Source organism: Pseudoalteromonas sp. meg-B1 (assembly GCF_003173795.1).
In the GTDB taxonomy this organism is placed as follows: Bacteria; Pseudomonadota; Gammaproteobacteria; order Enterobacterales; family Alteromonadaceae; genus Pseudoalteromonas; species Pseudoalteromonas undina.
Genome location: NZ_QGQU01000004.1, coordinates 221,476 through 239,290, shown reverse-complemented (window position 1 = coordinate 239,290; position 17,815 = coordinate 221,476). Strand labels below are relative to the sequence as shown.

The 17,815-nt window shown below is 41.1% G+C and carries 16 protein-coding genes and 1 riboswitch; of the genes, 15 read left to right on the top strand and 1 reads right to left on the bottom strand.

Features of this window, described 5'->3' with window-relative positions; all coding sequences use genetic code 11:
• The 13 genes from flhB to DK924_RS15125 all read left to right on the top strand — a co-directional run bounded on the left by flhB (position 1) and on the right by DK924_RS15125 (position 15,403).
• Positions 1-1,131 carry a flagellar biosynthesis protein FlhB gene (flhB, locus tag DK924_RS15185; RefSeq protein WP_054202069.1) on the top strand — a complete coding sequence of 377 codons (1,131 nt, stop codon included), beginning with the start codon at positions 1-3 and terminating at the stop codon, positions 1,129-1,131.
• A 16-nt stretch (positions 1,132-1,147) separates the two neighbouring features.
• On the top strand, positions 1,148-3,223 hold the full coding sequence (gene flhA / locus DK924_RS15180; protein ID WP_010391191.1) for a flagellar biosynthesis protein FlhA: 2,076 nt from the start codon (positions 1,148-1,150) through the stop codon (positions 3,221-3,223).
• Between the two features lie 140 nt (positions 3,224-3,363).
• Positions 3,364-3,446, top strand: a riboswitch (cyclic di-GMP riboswitch).
• A 97-nt stretch (positions 3,447-3,543) separates the two neighbouring features.
• Entirely contained in the window at positions 3,544-4,416 is an 873-nt protein-coding gene (locus tag DK924_RS15175) for an OmpA family protein (protein WP_109875583.1), read from the top strand.
• 20 nt (positions 4,417-4,436) lie between these two features.
• Positions 4,437-5,750: a sigma-54 dependent transcriptional regulator gene (locus DK924_RS15170; RefSeq protein WP_109875582.1), complete on the top strand. Its 1,314-nt coding sequence runs from the start codon at positions 4,437-4,439 to the stop codon at positions 5,748-5,750.
• Between the two features lie 17 nt (positions 5,751-5,767).
• On the top strand, positions 5,768-6,091 hold the full coding sequence (locus DK924_RS15165; protein WP_010391195.1) for a flagellar hook-basal body complex protein FliE: 324 nt from the start codon (positions 5,768-5,770) through the stop codon (positions 6,089-6,091).
• Positions 6,092-6,099: 8 nt separating this feature from the next.
• Positions 6,100-7,827 (top strand): flagellar basal-body MS-ring/collar protein FliF, encoded by a 1,728-nt coding sequence (gene fliF / locus DK924_RS15160; protein WP_109875581.1) that lies wholly within the window; start codon positions 6,100-6,102, stop codon positions 7,825-7,827.
• Positions 7,808-8,827, top strand: a complete 1,020-nt coding sequence (locus DK924_RS15155) for a FliG C-terminal domain-containing protein (protein ID WP_010391197.1) — start codon at positions 7,808-7,810, stop codon at positions 8,825-8,827. Before fliF ends, DK924_RS15155 begins: the two co-directional genes overlap by 20 nt.
• Before the next feature lie 2 nt (positions 8,828-8,829).
• A complete protein-coding gene (locus tag DK924_RS15150) occupies positions 8,830-9,462 on the top strand; it encodes a FliH/SctL family protein (protein WP_109875580.1) in 633 nt (210 codons plus the stop codon).
• Positions 9,455-10,804 carry a FliI/YscN family ATPase gene (locus tag DK924_RS15145; protein WP_109875579.1) on the top strand — a complete coding sequence of 450 codons (1,350 nt, stop codon included), beginning with the start codon at positions 9,455-9,457 and terminating at the stop codon, positions 10,802-10,804. Before DK924_RS15150 ends, DK924_RS15145 begins: the two co-directional genes overlap by 8 nt.
• Positions 10,797-11,213 (top strand): hypothetical protein, encoded by a 417-nt coding sequence (locus DK924_RS15140; protein ID WP_010391201.1) that lies wholly within the window; start codon positions 10,797-10,799, stop codon positions 11,211-11,213. Before DK924_RS15145 ends, DK924_RS15140 begins: the two co-directional genes overlap by 8 nt.
• Before the next feature lie 48 nt (positions 11,214-11,261).
• Positions 11,262-13,688 (top strand): ATP-dependent helicase HrpB, encoded by a 2,427-nt coding sequence (hrpB, locus tag DK924_RS15135; RefSeq protein ID WP_109875578.1) that lies wholly within the window; start codon positions 11,262-11,264, stop codon positions 13,686-13,688.
• 220 nt (positions 13,689-13,908) lie between these two features.
• Positions 13,909-14,460 (top strand): heme NO-binding domain-containing protein, encoded by a 552-nt coding sequence (locus DK924_RS15130; protein ID WP_109875577.1) that lies wholly within the window; start codon positions 13,909-13,911, stop codon positions 14,458-14,460.
• Entirely contained in the window at positions 14,453-15,403 is a 951-nt protein-coding gene (locus DK924_RS15125; protein ID WP_109875576.1) for a sensor histidine kinase, read from the top strand. The genes DK924_RS15130 and DK924_RS15125 overlap by 8 nt, the downstream gene beginning before the upstream one ends.
• A gap of 76 nt (positions 15,404-15,479) precedes the next feature.
• Here the strand turns inward: DK924_RS15125 and DK924_RS15120 are convergent, their stop codons facing one another.
• The gene (locus DK924_RS15120; protein ID WP_008108632.1) at positions 15,480-15,701 is read right to left on the bottom strand and encodes a hypothetical protein; all 222 of its coding nucleotides are present in this window, start codon (positions 15,699-15,701) and stop codon (positions 15,480-15,482) included.
• Positions 15,702-15,892: 191 nt separating this feature from the next.
• Between DK924_RS15120 and DK924_RS15115 the strand changes: the two genes are divergently transcribed.
• Together DK924_RS15115 and DK924_RS15110 are read left to right on the top strand one after the other, a co-directional pair.
• Entirely contained in the window at positions 15,893-16,606 is a 714-nt protein-coding gene (locus DK924_RS15115) for a DUF1499 domain-containing protein (protein WP_109875575.1), read from the top strand.
• A gap of 117 nt (positions 16,607-16,723) precedes the next feature.
• On the top strand, positions 16,724-17,770 hold the full coding sequence (locus tag DK924_RS15110) for an NAD(P)-dependent alcohol dehydrogenase (RefSeq protein WP_008108622.1): 1,047 nt from the start codon (positions 16,724-16,726) through the stop codon (positions 17,768-17,770).
• The last annotated feature ends 45 nt before the right edge of the window (positions 17,771-17,815 follow it).

The window sequence follows — 17,815 nt, the reverse complement described above, 5'->3', positions numbered from 1 at the left end:
ATGTCTGAAAATAGCTCGCAAGAAAAAACAGAACAACCCACAGAGAAACGGCTAAAAAAAGCCAAAGAAGACGGCCAAGTCGCGCGCTCAAAAGAGCTCAATACCGCTATTTTACTCATGGTTAGTATTGCTGGGCTATTGTGGTTTGCCAATTTATTTTACAGCTTATTTGTTAACTTAATGAACAGCACTATGGTGCTGGATCATACGATTATAAATAATAAAAAAATGATGCCCATCGCGTTGGGCGACGCCATTATGAATATGCTATCAACCCTTACGCCGTTTTTATTATTAAGCTTTTGCGCAATGTGGATCACTGGGTGTTTACCTGGCGGGTTTGTGTTTTCAAAAAAACTCGTGGCGCTAAAAATGAGCAAGCTCAACCCACTAACCGGGTTAGGCAAAATGTTTGGTAAACAGTCGTTAGTTGAGCTACTTAAATCAATACTAAAAATAACCTTACTGGCGATTTGCTTATATACCTTTTTAACTAAGCTGTGGATGCAGCTGATGATGTTACAAAACTTAGATATAAAAGTGGCGATAGGCCAAGGCATTGAGTTGTTATTTTTATCGTTAATGATCACCGTAACTTTACTACTTTTTATTGCAGTTATTGATGTGCCTTTTCAGCAAAAACAGATTGCCGATAAAATAAAAATGACCCACCAAGAAGTAAAAGAAGAGCGTAAATCTTCAGACGGTAGCCCTGAGATAAAAAATAAAATTAGGCAAATACAATATCAGCAATCGAATAGAAAAATTGAAGAGCGTGTACCCACTGCCGATGTGATAGTGACCAATCCTACTCATTATGCTGTGGCAATAAAATACAGTGAAGAAGCGGCTAAAGCCCCTTATGTTGTTGCTAAAGGCGTAGATGAAATGGCGCTGAGAATTCGCGAAGTGGCCCGTATGAATAACAAAGAAATAATAGAAATCCCTGCATTAGCACGGGCTATTTATTTTTCGACCCGGGTCGACCAAGAAGTGCCCAACGGCCTATACAGCGCCGTTGCCTATGTACTGACCTATGTATTGCAACTAAAAGCATATAAGCAAGGACGTGGGCAAGCACCCGCAGCATTGCCTGAATTAACAATCCCTAAAAACTTACAGAAACCTTAGATGTTGGAGTTATAATTTGAACTGGCGCAGTTTTACTCAACCTTATACCGCTATTCCTATTTTGCTGTTAGCTGTTTTGTCGATGGTTATTTTGCCATTACCAGGATGGCTATTAGATGCATTGTTTACCTTTAACATTGTATTGTCGGTGATTGTATTGTTAGTCGCTGTGTCTACTAAAAAGCCGCTCGATTTTTCTGTATTTCCGACTATTTTGTTAGTCGCCACCTTGATGCGTTTAACCCTAAACATTGCTTCAACACGTGTGGTATTACTGCATGGCCATGAAGGCTCAGATGTGGCAGGTCGCGTTATTCAAGCGTTTGGTGAAGTGGTTATAGGCGGTAACTACGTCGTTGGTATTGTGGTGTTTGTTATTTTAATGGTGATTAACTTTGTGGTTATTACCAAAGGCGGTGAGCGTATTTCTGAGGTGGCTGCACGCTTTACTCTAGACGCCATGCCCGGTAAACAAATGGCAATTGACGCGGATTTAAATGCCGGATTAATTGGCCCTGAGCAAGCAAAAGAGCGACGCAGTACTATAGCCCAAGAAGCCGATTTTTATGGCTCTATGGATGGTGCATCTAAGTTTGTACGCGGTGATGCTATAGCTGGCTTAATTATATTAGTGATCAACCTGTTGGGCGGTGTTTCAATAGGTGCTTTTCAACATGGTTTAAGCTTAGCCGAAGCGTTTCAGCGTTTTGCACTGTTAACCATAGGTGATGGCTTAGTTGCGCAAATTCCTTCGTTATTACTCGCGGTTGCTGCTGCAATTATTGTTACGCGTATGAACGATGAAGGCGATGTAAGTGAAGCTGTAGGTAAGCAGTTACTTGCCTCTCCACGTGTTATTTTTACTGCTGCTTTGATTATGGTTACGCTTGGTATTGTGCCTGGGATGCCCACTGTCGCCTTTTTAGGGTTTGCCGCGCCATTATTTTATGTTGCTTGGCGATTACAGCGCTCTCTCCCCGATAACTCTTTAATTGAAGCCGAACAAATGACCGACACTATTTTAAGTGAGCAACAGGCTAACTTAGAATGGGGAGATATTTCTCATGTTGATAAGTTGTCGGTTGAGCTTGGCTTTCGTTTGGTTTATTTAGCCGATAAAGATAAAGGGGAAGAGCTGGTAAAAACCTTAAGAGGTGTGCGTAAAAATCTCTCTGAGCAACTTGGGTTTTTATTACCGGAGATCAGAATAAAAGATAACCTAAAATTAAACCCACAAGAATACAAAGTAAACTTAGCCGGTGTGCCTGTTGCAAGTGCTAATGTAAACGCCAAAGAATTACTCGCGTTAAACACCGGTGATGTATACGGCAGCTTAGATGGTGAATTAACCACTGATCCTGCTTATGGGCTTGAGGCTGTTTGGATAAAAGATGACAGTAAAACCCAAGCATTGAATATGGGTTACTCAGTGGTTGATTTAGGCACCATTATTGCTACTCATACCGGCAAAGTGATCAAAGAACATTTAGATGAGTTATTTAGTTATGAAGACGTACAAAAGCTTAATGAGCGACTAAAAGAAATCTCACCTAGCTTAGCCGAAACCTTCGAAAAAGCATTACCGACTAATTTACAGCTAAAAGTGATTCGTTTACTACTAAAAGAACACATAAGTATTAAAGACATAGTCACTATCGCCGGCACATTAATAGACAGTGTTGAGGTAACTAAAGATCCGATTTTACTGGTTTCAGACGTACGCTGCGCACTGCAAAAAGTATTGGTAAAACAGGTGATGGGTAATCGTGATGAACTCAGTGCCTACAGCTTAGATGAAAAACTAGAAAGCACCTTACAAAGCTCACTTGATCAAGCTATGCAGGCTGGCAAAGTTGTACTAGATAGTTTTGCGGTAGACCCTAATTTACTAGGGCAATTTCAACGCACAATGCCGATGATAGTCGAAGACATGAAATCAAGAGGGGTAACGCCTACATTAATTGTGGTGCCGCAGCTTCGGCCGCTATTAGCTCGTTACGCAAAAACCTTTACTAAGGGTAGCTTAGTTGTTCTTTCTTATAATGAAATTCCAGATACCATTCGGGTAGATATACTCGGTTCGTTGGGATGAATGACTGTAAAATGAGCATAAAATGAACTGGCTATGAATTTTATATAGTAATATTTGCATTTAATGATATTTAACTATAGTCTGTTGTTTTTATTGTACATAGTTACTAGTTTTTATGTTGGTTTAAAATAATGCTTAAGTAAATTAAATGGCAAACTATGCGAAAGCATAGGACGCAAAGCTCCCAGTCTAAGGCTATCGCTACGATCGTGGGGTTACATTAACTTAGTGATATTCATTAATACTGTGTTTGTATTTGTTGTATTTCGCTATTGATTTAAAAAACTTAATTGTTCTATTTAACTTTATACGGAATATACATGAATAGATTAACTCAGCTGATTAAATTTGCATTGCCCTGTGCTGTGTTTATGTCCTCGCAGGGACACACATCAGAGCAAAACCTGGTGCAAAACTACGAAAGCTCTATTTGGTCAGTAAGTAGTAACCCGTTTGCGTGTTCACTCAAACAGCGCTTTGATAATTATGCGTTACTTGAAGTAAAAACCCTCCCAGCAAAAACTCAACAATTAGAATTTACTTGGCTTTTACAAGATAAACCAATAGTAGGTTTACACGTTTTATCTCGTAAAGCAGATTGGCAATCTGCAGATACCATTCTTACTGCCGTGAACTTTGTATCCTCTAATGTCGAAGATAACAAGGTGCAATTTTCTGCCGATATGACCGCATTACTTCGTGTGATTAAACAAGGCGGTTGGTTAGACACGCTAGTAAGCTTTGGTGATGAACAACTTCGCCTGACCTTTACTAATACCCATAGCGATGAAATAGTTGCCGATTATCAACAGTGTTTAGCTAATTTATCACCGCTTTCTTGGGAGCAAGCACGCGATCATCAATTACAGTTTGCCAGTGGGCAGCGCACAGTAACAACGGCTAAAGATCTTAAATTTTTAAAAGATTTAGTGCGTTACATTTCTTTAGACAGTCGCGTAAGTAAAGTGCTAGTTGATGGCCACACAGATAATACGGGCTCGCCGCTGTCAAATCGGTTGCTTTCAAAAGAAAGAGCAGATGACGTAGCTGCCAGACTCATTGAATTTGGCTTACCCAAAGACATGTTAGAAGTAAGAGCGCATGGTCAACGCTATCCCATTATAAAAAACTCGGAGCAGGGCGCATCGTCTAATCGCCGTGTTTTAGTTCGTCTTTTCCGACACTCAAGTTAATTGCACTGCAAAGGAAAAATATGAGTCAAAGATACCTTTTATGGATCAGTGAGCAGCAGCCAACGCCTGAGATTCAGCAAGTTGTATTTGCCGAAAATTTTAAGTTTCTGCATACAAACTCCATCAGCGATGCGGTTAGCCACTGCCTTATAAGTAAGCCAGAGCTTGTGTTTGTTGATGCAGATACACAACAACTCGAACTGGTTGAATTAGTAAAATTACTGCGTAAAACATGCCCCACTTCGCAAATTGTGACGTTAGTCGATTCTTCACAAAGTGAAATTGCTTCAAAAACTATTAATAACGGTGGCGCTGTTGATTACTTATTAAAACCTTTCTTTGCTGAGCAGCTTAAAAAAACAATCAGAAACACTGATTCAATGAAGCATGGGTTTGAAGATTTAATCGCTGTTTCAACTAAGTCACAACAAGTACTGCGTTTAGCTAATCGAGCTGCCCAAACATCGGCAGGGGTGTTAATTACCGGCGAATCGGGAACAGGTAAAGAGAAGTTAGCGCACTTTATTCATAAATCCTCAGACCGTAAAGATAAGCTATTTATTGCGGTTAACTGTGCCGCTATTCCTGAAAATATGCTTGAAGCCATGTTATTTGGATTTAATAAGGGGGCATTCACCGGTGCGGTAAATGCTCAGCCAGGTAAATTTGAGCTGGCCAATGGCGGTACTATTTTACTGGATGAAATTACTGAGCTGCCATTGGATTTACAAGCTAAATTACTGCGCGTATTACAAGAGCGAGAAGTTGAAAGACTCGGCAGTCATCAAAAAATAAAATTAGATATACGCATTATTGCCGCCTCTAACCGCATATTGCGTGAACAAGTTGAGCAAGGCGCTTTTCGTGAAGACTTATTTTACCGTTTAGATGTATTACCGCTTAGTTGGCCTGCACTTCGGGATCGTGTTGATGACATCATTCCATTGGCTTACCACTTTATCAAAAAATACGGCAACTCTGAGTTCCATATTAGTAAACAAGCAGAAGATGTGATGCTTTGTTACAACTGGCCGGGCAATGTACGAGAAATTGAAAACGTGATTCAACGTGCATTAGTGATGGCCAGAGGTGTTGAAATTCAGGTTGAAGATTTAAATTTACCGCAATGTTCACCTGCAGCGGCGGCTTTTTGTGCCACGCAGTTAAAGGAGAATAAAAAGCAGGCGGAGTTTGATTATATATACAGTTTATTGAGTCGGTTTAAAGGTCATCGTACTCAAACAGCACAGGCGCTTGGCGTAACTACCCGAGCATTAAGATACAAAATTGCCGCTATGCGTGAATGCGGTATTGATATTGATGCAATTGCATAATTTGAAGGAAAAAAAGAATGTCGCCAATTGAAAGTCAACAAATGATGCTGGGCAAAATGATGGACATGCAAAAAATTGCAGGTCCAGAGAGCATAGAGCCGGCTGCTATCAGTAATCAAAATGTAAATATTAGTGAAGACTTTAAGCATGTTATTCGCTCTATCAACGCCCAACAAAATATTGCCGGTGAAATGGTTAAAGCCGTTGATACTGGTGAAAGTGAAGATGTGGTAGGCGCGATGATCGCCAGTCAAAAAGCGGGGCTTAGTTTTTCTATGCTGATGGAAATGCGCAATAAAGTGCTCAATGGCATTGATGATGTCATGCGCATGTCACTGTAGAGGCTAATATGAAAGGAGAATTAGCAAAAGTACCTGAGCAAAATGAGAGCAACCTAAAAGAAAGAGTGGTTAATCTCTCCAACAAATTAAACTTCGGCAACTCAGGTGATAGAAGTGTCGCGACCATTGCTCTACTAGCGACATTAGTAGCGGCTACTATAGTCCTTATTTTATGGACCTCGGCTAAAAACTACGTACCGCTTTACGGTAATCAAGAAAGCTACGATAAAGCCAATATTTTAGAAATTTTAGATAAAGAACAAATCACGTTCCGCATAGATACCGATAGCGGTAATATTTTAGTGCCCCAAGAAAAATTGGCTGATGCGCGAATCACGCTGGCGGCGAGAGGAATAAAAGCCTCTATGCCTGAGGGTATTGAGAATATTAGCGACAAAGTGTCTATGGGCACCAGTCAATTTATCGAATCTATGCAATACCAGCATGCCTTGGAAGGTGAGTTGGCACGCACCATTATTAACATGCAAGGCATACGCAATGCGCGCGTGCACTTGGCAGTCCCTAAGCGCAGCTTATTTGTAGGGCGTACTGAGCAAAAAACCGCAGCGTCTGTGATGGTTGATTTAGCGCCAGGACACGAACTTAAACCAGAGCAAGTGGAAGCCATTATTGCACTGATTATTGGCAGTGTGCCTGGGCTTGATTCTCGTTCTGTGTCGGTGGTGGATCAGCGTGGTAAATTACTCAGCGGCGACTTATTTGATACCACTCCAGTAGGCAAAGAAACCGATAAAAAGCTCGCCTTTATTGAAAAAGTTGAGCGCAACATAGAGCAACGCGCCTCTATTATGTTGTTGCCAATTTTGGGTGAAGGTAATTTTAGAATTCAGGTTTCTAGTGATGTTGATTTTAGTGTGGTTGAAGAAACACGCGAAATGGTTGACCCACAAAATGTATTAACACAAGAGTTTATTAAATCTGATAGCACCCTAGATCAGCTGGCGGCTGGTATTCCGGGCTCTTTAGCTAATGAGCCACCTGTGCCTAACGAACAAGCTGAAGATGAAAACAACGAGCGAACTTCACAACGAAATGAGAGTAAACGACAGTTTGAAAATGGTCGCTCAGTGACTCACACCCAATTTGAAGTAGGCCGCATTAAAAACATGAGCTTATCGGTACTTATTAATGAGCAAGTAGCTGGAACAGCTGATGGCTGGAGCGAAGAAAAGCTGGCTTCATTAGGTGAAATGGTAAAAAAGGCCACGGGGTTTAACGACGCACGCGGCGATCAATTCAACATAACTAGCTTTGCCTTTGTAGAACAAAAAATACTAGCCCCAGGTGAAGGTCTTGAATGGTGGCAAATGCCCGAGCTTAAAGAGTATGCCCGTTATATTGTGGGTACTTTAATTAGTTTATTGCTGATTTTATTTGGTGTGCGCCCTTTAGTTAATCACTTAATAAAAGGTAAAAGTAACGAAGCAAACAACGCCATGGCAACCGCTGATAATGAGGTTAAATCAGCCTCTACAACAGAAAGACAAAGCAGTCCGCTTGATGACGCCATTAATGCTAAATCGCAAATAGAAAACTTAACTGCCAAAGAGGGCGTAAGTGAGCATCAAAATATGTCGTTACCGCAAATAGGCAATGACTTTGAAGAACAAATAGCGCACATGCAGTTACTTGCTAATAAAGAAACCGAGCGTGTCACGTCGGTAATAAAATATTGGGTAGAACAAGGAGTTGAAATTGAATCAAGAAAAGCTTGATAAAGGCTCACAATTACCGGCGTTAGATCGCGCCGCTATTTTATTGCTAAGTATGGGCGAGGAAAATGCCGCCAGTGTTATTCGTAAATTAGGCCGCCGTGAAGTACAGGCTATTTCTGAGCGCATGGCTAAAATTTCAAACGTTACTCAACAGGATGTTGCAGGCACCTTGAGTGAATTTTTTGATTGCTACCGCAATGAAAGTGGCGTCAATGGCGCGTCGCGTGTGTATTTAGAGCGAGCACTTGATAAAGCTGTCGGCCGTAAGCTTGCCAAAACTATGCTTGATGATATTTATGGTGGTGCAATGAATGACGATTTACGTCGTTTAGAGTGGATACCGCCAGAGCTTATTGTACGCTTTTTAGATCAGGAACATGTGCAAATGCAAGCGCTGTTTTTGGCCTTTTTACCCCCAGAGCAAGCCTCAGCCATTATTGTACTGTTTCCAGAATCGAAGCATGATGATTTACTATATCGAATTGCCAGTCTTCGTGAAGTGAGCGAACACGTTATTGATGATGTGCGCTTAACGCTTGAGTCGTGTATTGAGTTTGTTGGCCGCCAAGTAGGCGCACAAGTGAATGGTGTCGATAAAGCGGTAGAAATTATGAATCGTTACAACGGTAATAAGAGCCAAATTATCGAACTAATGAAAAAACATAACACTAACGTAGCTGATGAAATACAAGAGAAAATGTACGACTTTGATGGCTTAATCAAGCAAACAGACGAGACACTAACCTTGTTGCTTAATGACATTCCTGATGAGTTATGGACTATGTCGTTAAAGGGTGTAAACAGCGAGTTTTTAGCGCGTGTTTTAGGTGCACTACCTAAACGTTTAGCGCAAGTTTACCAGCAGCAAATTGATGGTTTAAGCGCGCAACCACTGAGCAAAGTGATTGCCGCCAGAAAAGAAATTATGTCGATAGTTAGAGACATGAGTAAACAAGGTGATATTGAATATCGCTTATTTGAAGAAGAGACTGCAGGCTAACTATGAGTCAAGCATTTAGGTTTCCCACTTTAAATAAAAATGAGCAACATCAAACGCTGCAAGAGCGTTTAGATGCTGCTCAGCGTGTTGGTTTACAGCAGGGCTATGAAGAAGGGCTCGCGCAAGGGGCTGCCAATAAGCAAAGCGAATTAGAGCAACAAATGGAGCAACAAATAGAGTTGCGTGTTTCTGAGCGTCTTGAAGCGCAAAAAACACAGCTTATTGAACGTTTTAACACTTTATTTGATAAAGCTAATAATGAGCTACTTAACTTTAATGATGAGTTTAAACAAGACCTTGCTTTAATGATAAGTACCTTGGCTGAGCACGTTATTGACTGCGAGCTAAAAGTACGCCCCGAAATACGCGCGCAGCTTATTGAAAAAGCCATTACCTTGCTTAGCAATCGCGATGTAGTAACAAAAGTTATGTTATCAGGGGCTGATCGTCACTGTTTTGATGATGCACGTTTAGCTGAGTTTTTAGTGCCGGTTTATTTTGACGAAGCTCTGATCAGTGGAGATGTTGAACTGGTGGCAGAGCAACAAACACATCGATTTTCTTTTTCAGAGCGATTACAAAGCCTACTGGATGAAGTGATACCTGAAATTTTAAAAGCACAGCCGCATGACTAACCCTTTACATACCAGCTTAAAGTCTGCGCTGAAAGCGCTAACCCCGCCTGAATTAGTTAAAAGCTATGGCCGTTTAACACGAGTTAATGGTTTAACGCTTACCGCTACCGGTGGGCAATTTGCTATGGGTGAAAAATACCAAGTAGAAAGTGTTGATGGTCACTGGTATGACGCTGAAGTAGTAGGTTTTAATCAAGATGAAGCCTATTTAATGCCACTAAAAAAAATTCAAAATTTATATTCAGGTGGACGCGTTAGGCCAGTTATAAAAAACAGCCATGTGGCTATTTCTGAAAAGTTATTAGGGCGTGTGCTTGATGCGCAAATGCAGCCGATTGATAACTTAGGCCCACTTGAACAAGACAGTACAAAAAGCGCCAGTAAATTGGGTAACGATTATTCTTTAACGCCGCTGGAGCGCAAAGGCGTTATCGAGCCGTTAGATGTGGGTATTCGCGCTATTAATAGCTTATTTAGTGTGGGAAAAGGCCAGCGTTTGGGGCTATTTGCAGGTTCGGGTGTAGGTAAAAGTAAGTTGCTTGGCATGATGACCCGCTTTACCTCTGCCGATGTGGTTATTGTAAGCCTTGTCGGTGAGCGTGGTTGGGAAGTAAAAGATTTTATTGAGCAAAGCCTAGGTAAAGAAGGCTTAAAAAAAGCCATCGTAATAGCATCCCCAGCAGACGATTCCCCTTTACTGCGTATTAAAGCGGCCGAGCTTAGCCATAAATTGGCGGCTTATTTTAGAGATAAAAATTCAAATGTATTGCTGTTGATGGACTCATTAACCCGCTATGCGCAAGCACAGCGAGAAATTGGCTTATCGGTAGGTGAGCTGCCTGCATCCAAAGGATACCCGCCATCGGTATTTAGTAAATTAACCCAGCTGGTTGAGAGTTCCGGTAATAGTGAAAAAAGCAAAGGCAGCATGACCGCCATTTATACAGTATTAGCTGAAGGCGATGATCAACAAGATCCAATAGCCGATAATGCCCGAGCAATTCTTGATGGCCATATAGTATTGGATCGCACCTTAGCAGAAAAGGGCCACTATCCGGCCATTAATATTGGTTCATCGATTAGCCGAGTAATGCCAAATATAGTAAGTGATGAGCAGCTAAGTTTTTGTTATAAATTGAAAAAACTTTATAGCCGCTACATGCAAGTGCATGAGCTTATTCCTTTAGGGGCGTATCAGGCAGGTAAAGAACCGGAACTCGACAGTGCGGTAAATTTGTATCCACAAATCGAATCATTTCTATGCCAAGGGTTGAACGAACAAGTGGATTTTTCACAGTCAATAACTCAATTAAATGCAGTGATGGGTAAACTGAATGCTTAATAAATTTTTAGGATTACAACAACAAAAATTAGATAAAATGCTGGCCGAGCAAACTCAGTTACAACAAAGAAGTAACCTAGAGCAGCAACGTTTATCGCAACTTCAGCAGCACATAAACAGTATGGATAAAAACCAGCAAATGAGCTCGGCGCTGAGCTTACAAAATTTATCAGGGATGAAGCGTATTTTGTCTGGCTTATCGACGCAGCAACAAGCGCGCATTGATGATTCACAGCAAGATGAATTACGTCAGCAGCAAGCTTGTTTTAAGCAAATGAGCTTCACCAAAGGCATAGAAGGGATAGTGAGTAATAGGCATCGTGCTGATCAAAATAAAGCGCAGCAGCAAGAGGCTAAAACGTTAGACGAAATGATCAGCCAAGCACATAGTCGTACTCTGCATAAATAACTGCTAATTTTTGCTACAATGGCGGCAAAGTAATTTAGGGTAAATAGCGTGCTGCCGGTTCAAGAAATATATACTTCACTCATTGATGCTTTAAAAGCCAACCCAATCACCTTACTGCAAGCGCCGCCTGGTGCTGGTAAATCAACATGGTTGCCATTACAGCTTATGCGCGATGGGCATTATAAGCGCATCGTCATGTTAGAGCCGCAGCGCTTGGCAGCAAGAAATATTGCTAACTATTTAGCGCACTGCCAAAACGAAACGCTAGGGCAAAGTGTCGGTTTACGGGTGCGAGGTGAAAGTAAAGTCAGCACACAAACTCGCCTTGAAATAGTTACCGAAGGCATGCTTACGCGCATGTTACAAAATGATCCTGAGCTTAGTGATGTTGATTTACTTATTTTTGATGAGTTTCATGAGCGTTCCATCGCAGCAGATACCGCACTGGCTTTTGCTTTAGAATCGCAAGCGGCACTGCGTGAAGATTTAACCATTATGTTGATGTCGGCCACCCTTGATAGCGAACGCTACACTGGGTTTTTTAATTGCCCAGTAATTCAATCAAACGGGCGAAGTTACCCCATTGACGAAATATATTGCCCAATAAAAGATGAAAGCCGCTGGCTTGATGCTATTCCACCAATAATAAAACAAGCACTCAATGAGCAAACAGGCAGTGCGCTGGTATTTTTACCCGGCCAGCGTGAAATACTGCGAGTGCAGCAAGCGCTGAGCGACTTGCCCAATGATTGTATTGTTGCCACATTATTTGGCGAACAAGATAAAGCTAATCAACAAGCTGCAATTTCACCTGCGCCTCAAGGGATGCGAAAAGTAGTATTAACGACCAATGTTGCCGAAACAAGTTTAACCATTGAAGGTATTAGAATTGTTGTTGATAGCGGCAAGCGCCGTGCAGCCAGCTTTAATTTAAAAACCGGTGTCACTGAGCTCACTACGCAAAGTATATCGCGTTCATCGGCAGTACAACGCGCAGGGCGTGCAGGACGAATAGAACCAGGGGTTGTGTATCGGTTAGGTTCCAAACAAACTTTTGAAAGACGAAACAGCCACGATAACCCTGATATTCTTACCTCAGATATTAGCCAACTGATGCTTGAGGCGAAGCAGTGGGGCGCAAGTATTAGTGAACTCACCTTACTTGACCCGCCGAGTGAGCAACAATGCAGCCAAGCTACTAATTTATTATCTATGCTTGAAGCTATAGATAGTAACGGTAAGCTCACCACGCTGGGTAGTAAAATGTTGGGCTTTGGTGCCGATATTCGCTTAGCGCATATGTTATTAAAAGCGCAAATGTTAGAACCACAGTTAAGTGGGATTTATCGCTTAGCTATTTATTTAGTGGCCTTACTAGAAAGCCGAGTTAGCACTGCCAATGAGCTCAACCTAGCACTGCATAGTCAACAACAACGACCACATCCGGTGTTTAAGCAGCAATTAAATTATTGGTTCAAACGCTTAAAATTTACCGACAGTCGTACAGATTTAAACACTGAACATTTAAGCTTATTAGTGTCGCTTGCCTACCCTGATCGCATCGCTAAAAAACGTGGTAATGGCTACTTATTAGCAAATGGGGCAGGGGCTGAACTAAACCCTGACTACTGGCATAATGACGAATATATAGCTATTGCCAGTATGGGCGGACATAAAGGCGGGCGTATTTTTGCGGCCACGGCGCTAAATCCATTTTCGCTTAAAGAGTATTTACCGTATTTATTCACTGAGTTAACCCGCTGCGAGTTTGATGAAAAAGCCGCTCGGTTTATTCATCAAGATGAAGTAAAACTTGGGGAAATTACCCTTAGTAGCCAACCAAGTAAACATAAGCTTGATAAAACAGAGCGCACCAAGGCATGGCTTAGTTTGTTTGCCAAACAGGGCTTTTCACTGTTTAACGAGCAAAAAGAAAGTGAGCAGTTACTTATTAGAATGTGCTTAGCTAGTAAATTGATGCCAGAACAGTTTCCTATTATTAGTCAGCAGCAGCTCATTGAAACAGCAGGTGATTGGTTAGGGGTATACCTTGAAGATATTAAAACCCTTGAGCAACTTAAAAAGTTTAATTATTTTGAGGCACTACAAAATTGTTTTAATTGGCAACAGCAAAGCGAGCTAAAATCTTTACTCCCACTGCGGCTAACAGTACCAAGTGGCTCTAACATAAAAATTGAATACCAACTTGATGGACCTGCCAAGCTTAGTGTGCGTATGCAAGAAGTATATGGTTTAACCAGCACGCCTATGTTAGCTAACGGTAAATTAACACTGCTAATGGAGTTGTTATCTCCAGGCAAGCGTTCACTACAGTTAACTCAAGACTTAGCACATTTTTGGAATAGTAGTTACCGCGAGGTACAAAAAGAGATGAAAGGGCGCTACCCGAAGCATTTTTGGCCAGACGATCCTGCCAATAGCGTTGCCACCAATAGAGTAAAAAGCAGAATGTGATCACGCTTTCTTAACTTTACTTAATGTTAAATGTTGACCATGCAAATAACGAACTTTTTTGGGCGTTTTACAAGCGACTAAACTACTATTACTTTAATGATGACATTTTACAGAGTAAGACTTACTACGCTAGTGTAAATATGAGCCGTAAGGTAGCGAGCGTTTGTAACTAATTGAAGGCGCAGCTAACAATCTAAAAGTGATAATAGAGGGAACATGCATGAAAGGCGTTATCTTTAGAGGGCTTGAGGCACTGGTTATTGAAAAATGTGGCATGGCTGCATGGGACGACTTACTTGAAAAAAATGCACCTGAAGGTCGTGTTTATATTTCTGCAGAAAGTTATCCAGATGAAGAAATAGTTGGTTTGGCACAAGATGTAGCAACTGCACTTTCTATGTCTATGCCAGAGGTATTAAAGGCCTTTGGAGAGTATTTATTTTCTCACTTAAAGGCACGTCACTCAGCTATAGTAGACAGCTTTAATAGTTTTGTTGATCTCATTATTAGTATTGATAAAGTAATCCATGTTGAAGTCGCTAAGCTTTATCATGAGCCTAATTTACCTGAAATTGACGCCCAAATTATTGAAGACGGGTTTATTTTAATGCGTTACAACTCTAAGCGGCAGCTTTGTATGTGCGCCGAAGGGCTTATTTTTGGTGCTGCGGCTCATTATGGGGTTGATGCTAAACTTAATCATGCCCAGTGCATGCATAATGGGTTTGATTCGTGTTTAATTGAAATAAAATATGAGACTCCCCATGGCTGAAGACGACTACAATTATAAAAAAGCGTATTTGCGCGAAAAATCAGCCAGAGATCAATTAGAAACCCTACTAGAAGACAAAACACGGGCGTTGTTTATTGCTAATCAAGAGCTGGAAGAAAAGCTCGAAACGGTCAAAAACCAACAAATAACCTTAATGCAAAGTGAAAAAATGGCCACATTAGGCACACTTTCTGCTGGCATGGCTCACGAAATAAATAATCCGCTTGCTTACATAACCAGTAATGTAGCAAGCATAAAATTTATAAAGCCCGTGTTGGTTTCGTTAATGACGGCGGCTCAACAATTTGTAGATAAATCGATTTCAGTAACGCAGTTAGAGTCTATTTTAGTTCAGCTCAACCGAGAGAACGACTTAAGCTTTATTGTGGATGATATTGATGACTTAGTTGATGATACTCAAGAGGGCTTAGAGCGTATCGCTCATATTGTTAGTAATCTTGTCGACTTTGCGAGCCTAAAAGACAACGTAACAACAATGGCAGATATTACAGAATCATTAAATGGCACGCTAAAGCTACTCGAAAACCAGCTGGGAACGTGTGCTATAGAGTTACACATTGAAAAGTTACCCCTAACACAGTGTAATATATCATCGATGAAACAAGTCTTTGTAAACTTATTAATTAATGCCAAACACGCTTGTGATGACTTGCACGATCAGCAAGGAAAAGTAACTATTAAACTGTTTGCCAATAAAAACAATATTTACATAGAAGTGGCAGATAACGGCTGTGGGATGGACGCTGATACACTTAAACAAATGTTCGATCCTTTCTTTACCACTAAACCCGTAGGCCAAGGCACAGGTATGGGAATGGCTATAGTTTACAATGTACTTAAAGAGCACAATGGCACTATAGAGGTTGAAAGTGAAGTGGGTAAGGGGTCTTTAATACGTTGTGTAATACCTATTACTACATAACTTTGTAAGCTTAAAGTTTACAATATAGGCATAGCTACAAAGTGTGTTGTGGCTATTCAGCTTAGGTATTAGTATCTTAACTCGACACTTCTTGTCCGCCGTGTTGCTCGGCTAAATCATCAAGTTCGGCAACGGTATAATCAAACCCGCTTTCATCATATTCGTAGCTTACTTTAACGCTGTCGCCGCCATTAAAAAGACGTGTTTTTACGTCATTGACTGGCCAATCTTTTAATTCGTGTAAAAAGCGATTGGCCACTTGTGATGACTCAAATCGGTAACTAATCTCTGTTTTCATAAATAATAATACCCTGATAATTTTACCCACGTAGTTTGTTGATTTTTACCAAGGAGTCAAGTTATCTACTTTAAAAGGGTAATAAATTATGACTTTATAGATACTTATCAGTCATAGTAATCTAAATTGGAGTGTTAACAGTATAAAGCTGTTTAAAAAACAATAACCATATAACAATAACGGAGTAGGCAATGAAATATTTAGTGAGCTTAGTTGGGCTTATCGCTTTTTTAATGGTGGTACTACCGGGACCCCTTTATAAATTTAATATCGTTGAACTAGGCACTGCTTTTGCCGGTTTTAGATTAGGTGTTTATGTCGGTGGAGCAGCATTAGCCTTATTATTAGTTCAAGTGCTATTTATGCGTAAAACAGTGAGCTTAGCCAGTGCACTGATCACTGTTATTTTTGCAGCAGTTGCTATTGCAATGCCGCTTAACATGATGAATACAGCAAAAAGTGTTCCGCCAATTCATGATATTTCTACCGATTTAATTAACCCTCCTGAGTTTGTTGCGGTTGTGCCTTTGCGTGCTGATGCACCTAATCCTGTTGCATACGCGGGAGAAGAAACGGCAGCGCAACAACGAAAAGCATACCCAGAACTAAAATCGCTCGAGTACAACCAAACGCAACTAGAGTTAGTGGCAGCCACAACAAAAGCCATGGAAAACCTTGGTTGGGAACTGGTTAATAGCGATGTTAATAATGGCATTGTTGAAGCAACAGACACCACAACCTGGTTTGGCTTTAAAGATGATGTTGTCGTGCGAATTAACGACAAAGGCAGTAAGCGTGTGGTAGACATACGCAGTAAATCTCGCATTGGTAAAAGCGATTTAGGCAAAAATGCCCAGCGTATTAAAACGTTGATTGACGAGTTAAACGCCGTTGTGGTGCAGTAATTGATAAAAATAGCCCAGCATTATGCTGGGTTTTTTGCAGTTGCTAGGTCAGTTCATGTTCAGAGCTGATAATGCATACTGTGTGAGTTATAAATTTTAATAAACTATGGAGTTATTATGAAAACAGTCGGATATGCAGCAAAAAGCCAAGGTTCTGAACTTACAGAGTTTTCTTTTGAGCGCCGCGATTTACGAAATAACGATGTAGCAATAGAGATTTTATATTGTGGTGTCTGTCATTCAGACTTACATGCAGTGCGAAACGATTGGGGGGGCAGTAAATACCCATTAGTACCAGGGCACGAAATTGTTGGTAAAGTAATTTCGGTTGGTAGCGATGTTACTAAATATCAGCAAGGCGATACCGTTGCTGTAGGCTGTATGGTTGACTCATGTCAAAGCTGCGACCAATGTCATAATCACGAAGAGCAATTTTGTCGTGAAGGCATGGTTGGCACTTACAGTGGCAAAGACAGAATAAATGGTGAAATGACTCAAGGTGGCTACTCTAAGCATGTAGTGGTGCGTGAAGAATTTGTGCTTTCAGTACCTAAAAATTTAGAGCTATCTCGCGTTGCGCCTTTATTGTGTGCTGGCATTACTACTTACTCACCGCTGCATAAATGGGGTGTTAAAAAAGGCAGCCGCGTTGCAGTTGTCGGCCTTGGTGGGCTTGGCCATATGGCGGTTAAAAATGCCGTGGCAATGGGTGCAACGGTTACGGTTATTGGCCGTACTGAATCTAAAAAAGAGGATGCTATTGAGCTAGGTGCACAGCACTATTTAGTGTCGAACAACGATGATGAAATGAAAAATGCACAATCAGCGTTTGATGTGATCATTGATACTATACCGGTAAAGCACGACCTATCACTGTATACACCGCTACTTGATATTGATGGCACGTTAGTGATTGTTGGCCAAGTAGGCCCTGTAGATGAGCTAAACACAGTGCCATTGTTAATGGGTCGTCGTCGTGTGGCAGGATCCTTGATTGGTGGTATTGCAGAAACACAGCAAATGCTCGATTTTTGTGGTGAGCACAATGTATTACCTGAGTGTGAAATGATCAACATAGACGAAATTAACACCGCCTATGAGCGCATGGAACGCTCAGATGTGCGCTACCGTTTTGTTATTGATATGGCGTCGATTGACGTATAATTAATTAAAATAATGAATATAACAAGAGCCGCTATACGCGGCTCT

Excerpts from the sequence above, each read along its gene's own strand:
- DK924_RS15125 (WP_109875576.1), top strand. The coding sequence starts at position 14,453 with ATGGCTGAAGACGACTACAATTATAAAAAAGCGTATTTGCGCGAAAAA.
- DK924_RS15145 (WP_109875579.1), top strand. The coding sequence starts at position 9,455 with ATGACTAACCCTTTACATACCAGCTTAAAGTCTGCGCTGAAAGCGCTA.
- fliF (WP_109875581.1), top strand. The coding sequence starts at position 6,100 with ATGAAAGGAGAATTAGCAAAAGTACCTGAGCAAAATGAGAGCAACCTA.
- DK924_RS15110 (WP_008108622.1), top strand. The coding sequence starts at position 16,724 with ATGAAAACAGTCGGATATGCAGCAAAAAGCCAAGGTTCTGAACTTACA.
- DK924_RS15140 (WP_010391201.1), top strand. The coding sequence starts at position 10,797 with ATGCTTAATAAATTTTTAGGATTACAACAACAAAAATTAGATAAAATG.
- DK924_RS15165 (WP_010391195.1), top strand. The coding sequence starts at position 5,768 with ATGTCGCCAATTGAAAGTCAACAAATGATGCTGGGCAAAATGATGGAC.
- DK924_RS15170 (WP_109875582.1), top strand. The coding sequence starts at position 4,437 with ATGAGTCAAAGATACCTTTTATGGATCAGTGAGCAGCAGCCAACGCCT.
- DK924_RS15115 (WP_109875575.1), top strand. The coding sequence starts at position 15,893 with ATGAAATATTTAGTGAGCTTAGTTGGGCTTATCGCTTTTTTAATGGTG.
- DK924_RS15175 (WP_109875583.1), top strand. The coding sequence starts at position 3,544 with ATGAATAGATTAACTCAGCTGATTAAATTTGCATTGCCCTGTGCTGTG.
- DK924_RS15150 (WP_109875580.1), top strand. The coding sequence starts at position 8,830 with ATGAGTCAAGCATTTAGGTTTCCCACTTTAAATAAAAATGAGCAACAT.
- DK924_RS15120 (WP_008108632.1), bottom strand. The coding sequence starts at position 15,701 with ATGAAAACAGAGATTAGTTACCGATTTGAGTCATCACAAGTGGCCAAT.
- DK924_RS15130 (WP_109875577.1), top strand. The coding sequence starts at position 13,909 with ATGAAAGGCGTTATCTTTAGAGGGCTTGAGGCACTGGTTATTGAAAAA.
- flhB (WP_054202069.1), top strand. The coding sequence starts at position 1 with ATGTCTGAAAATAGCTCGCAAGAAAAAACAGAACAACCCACAGAGAAA.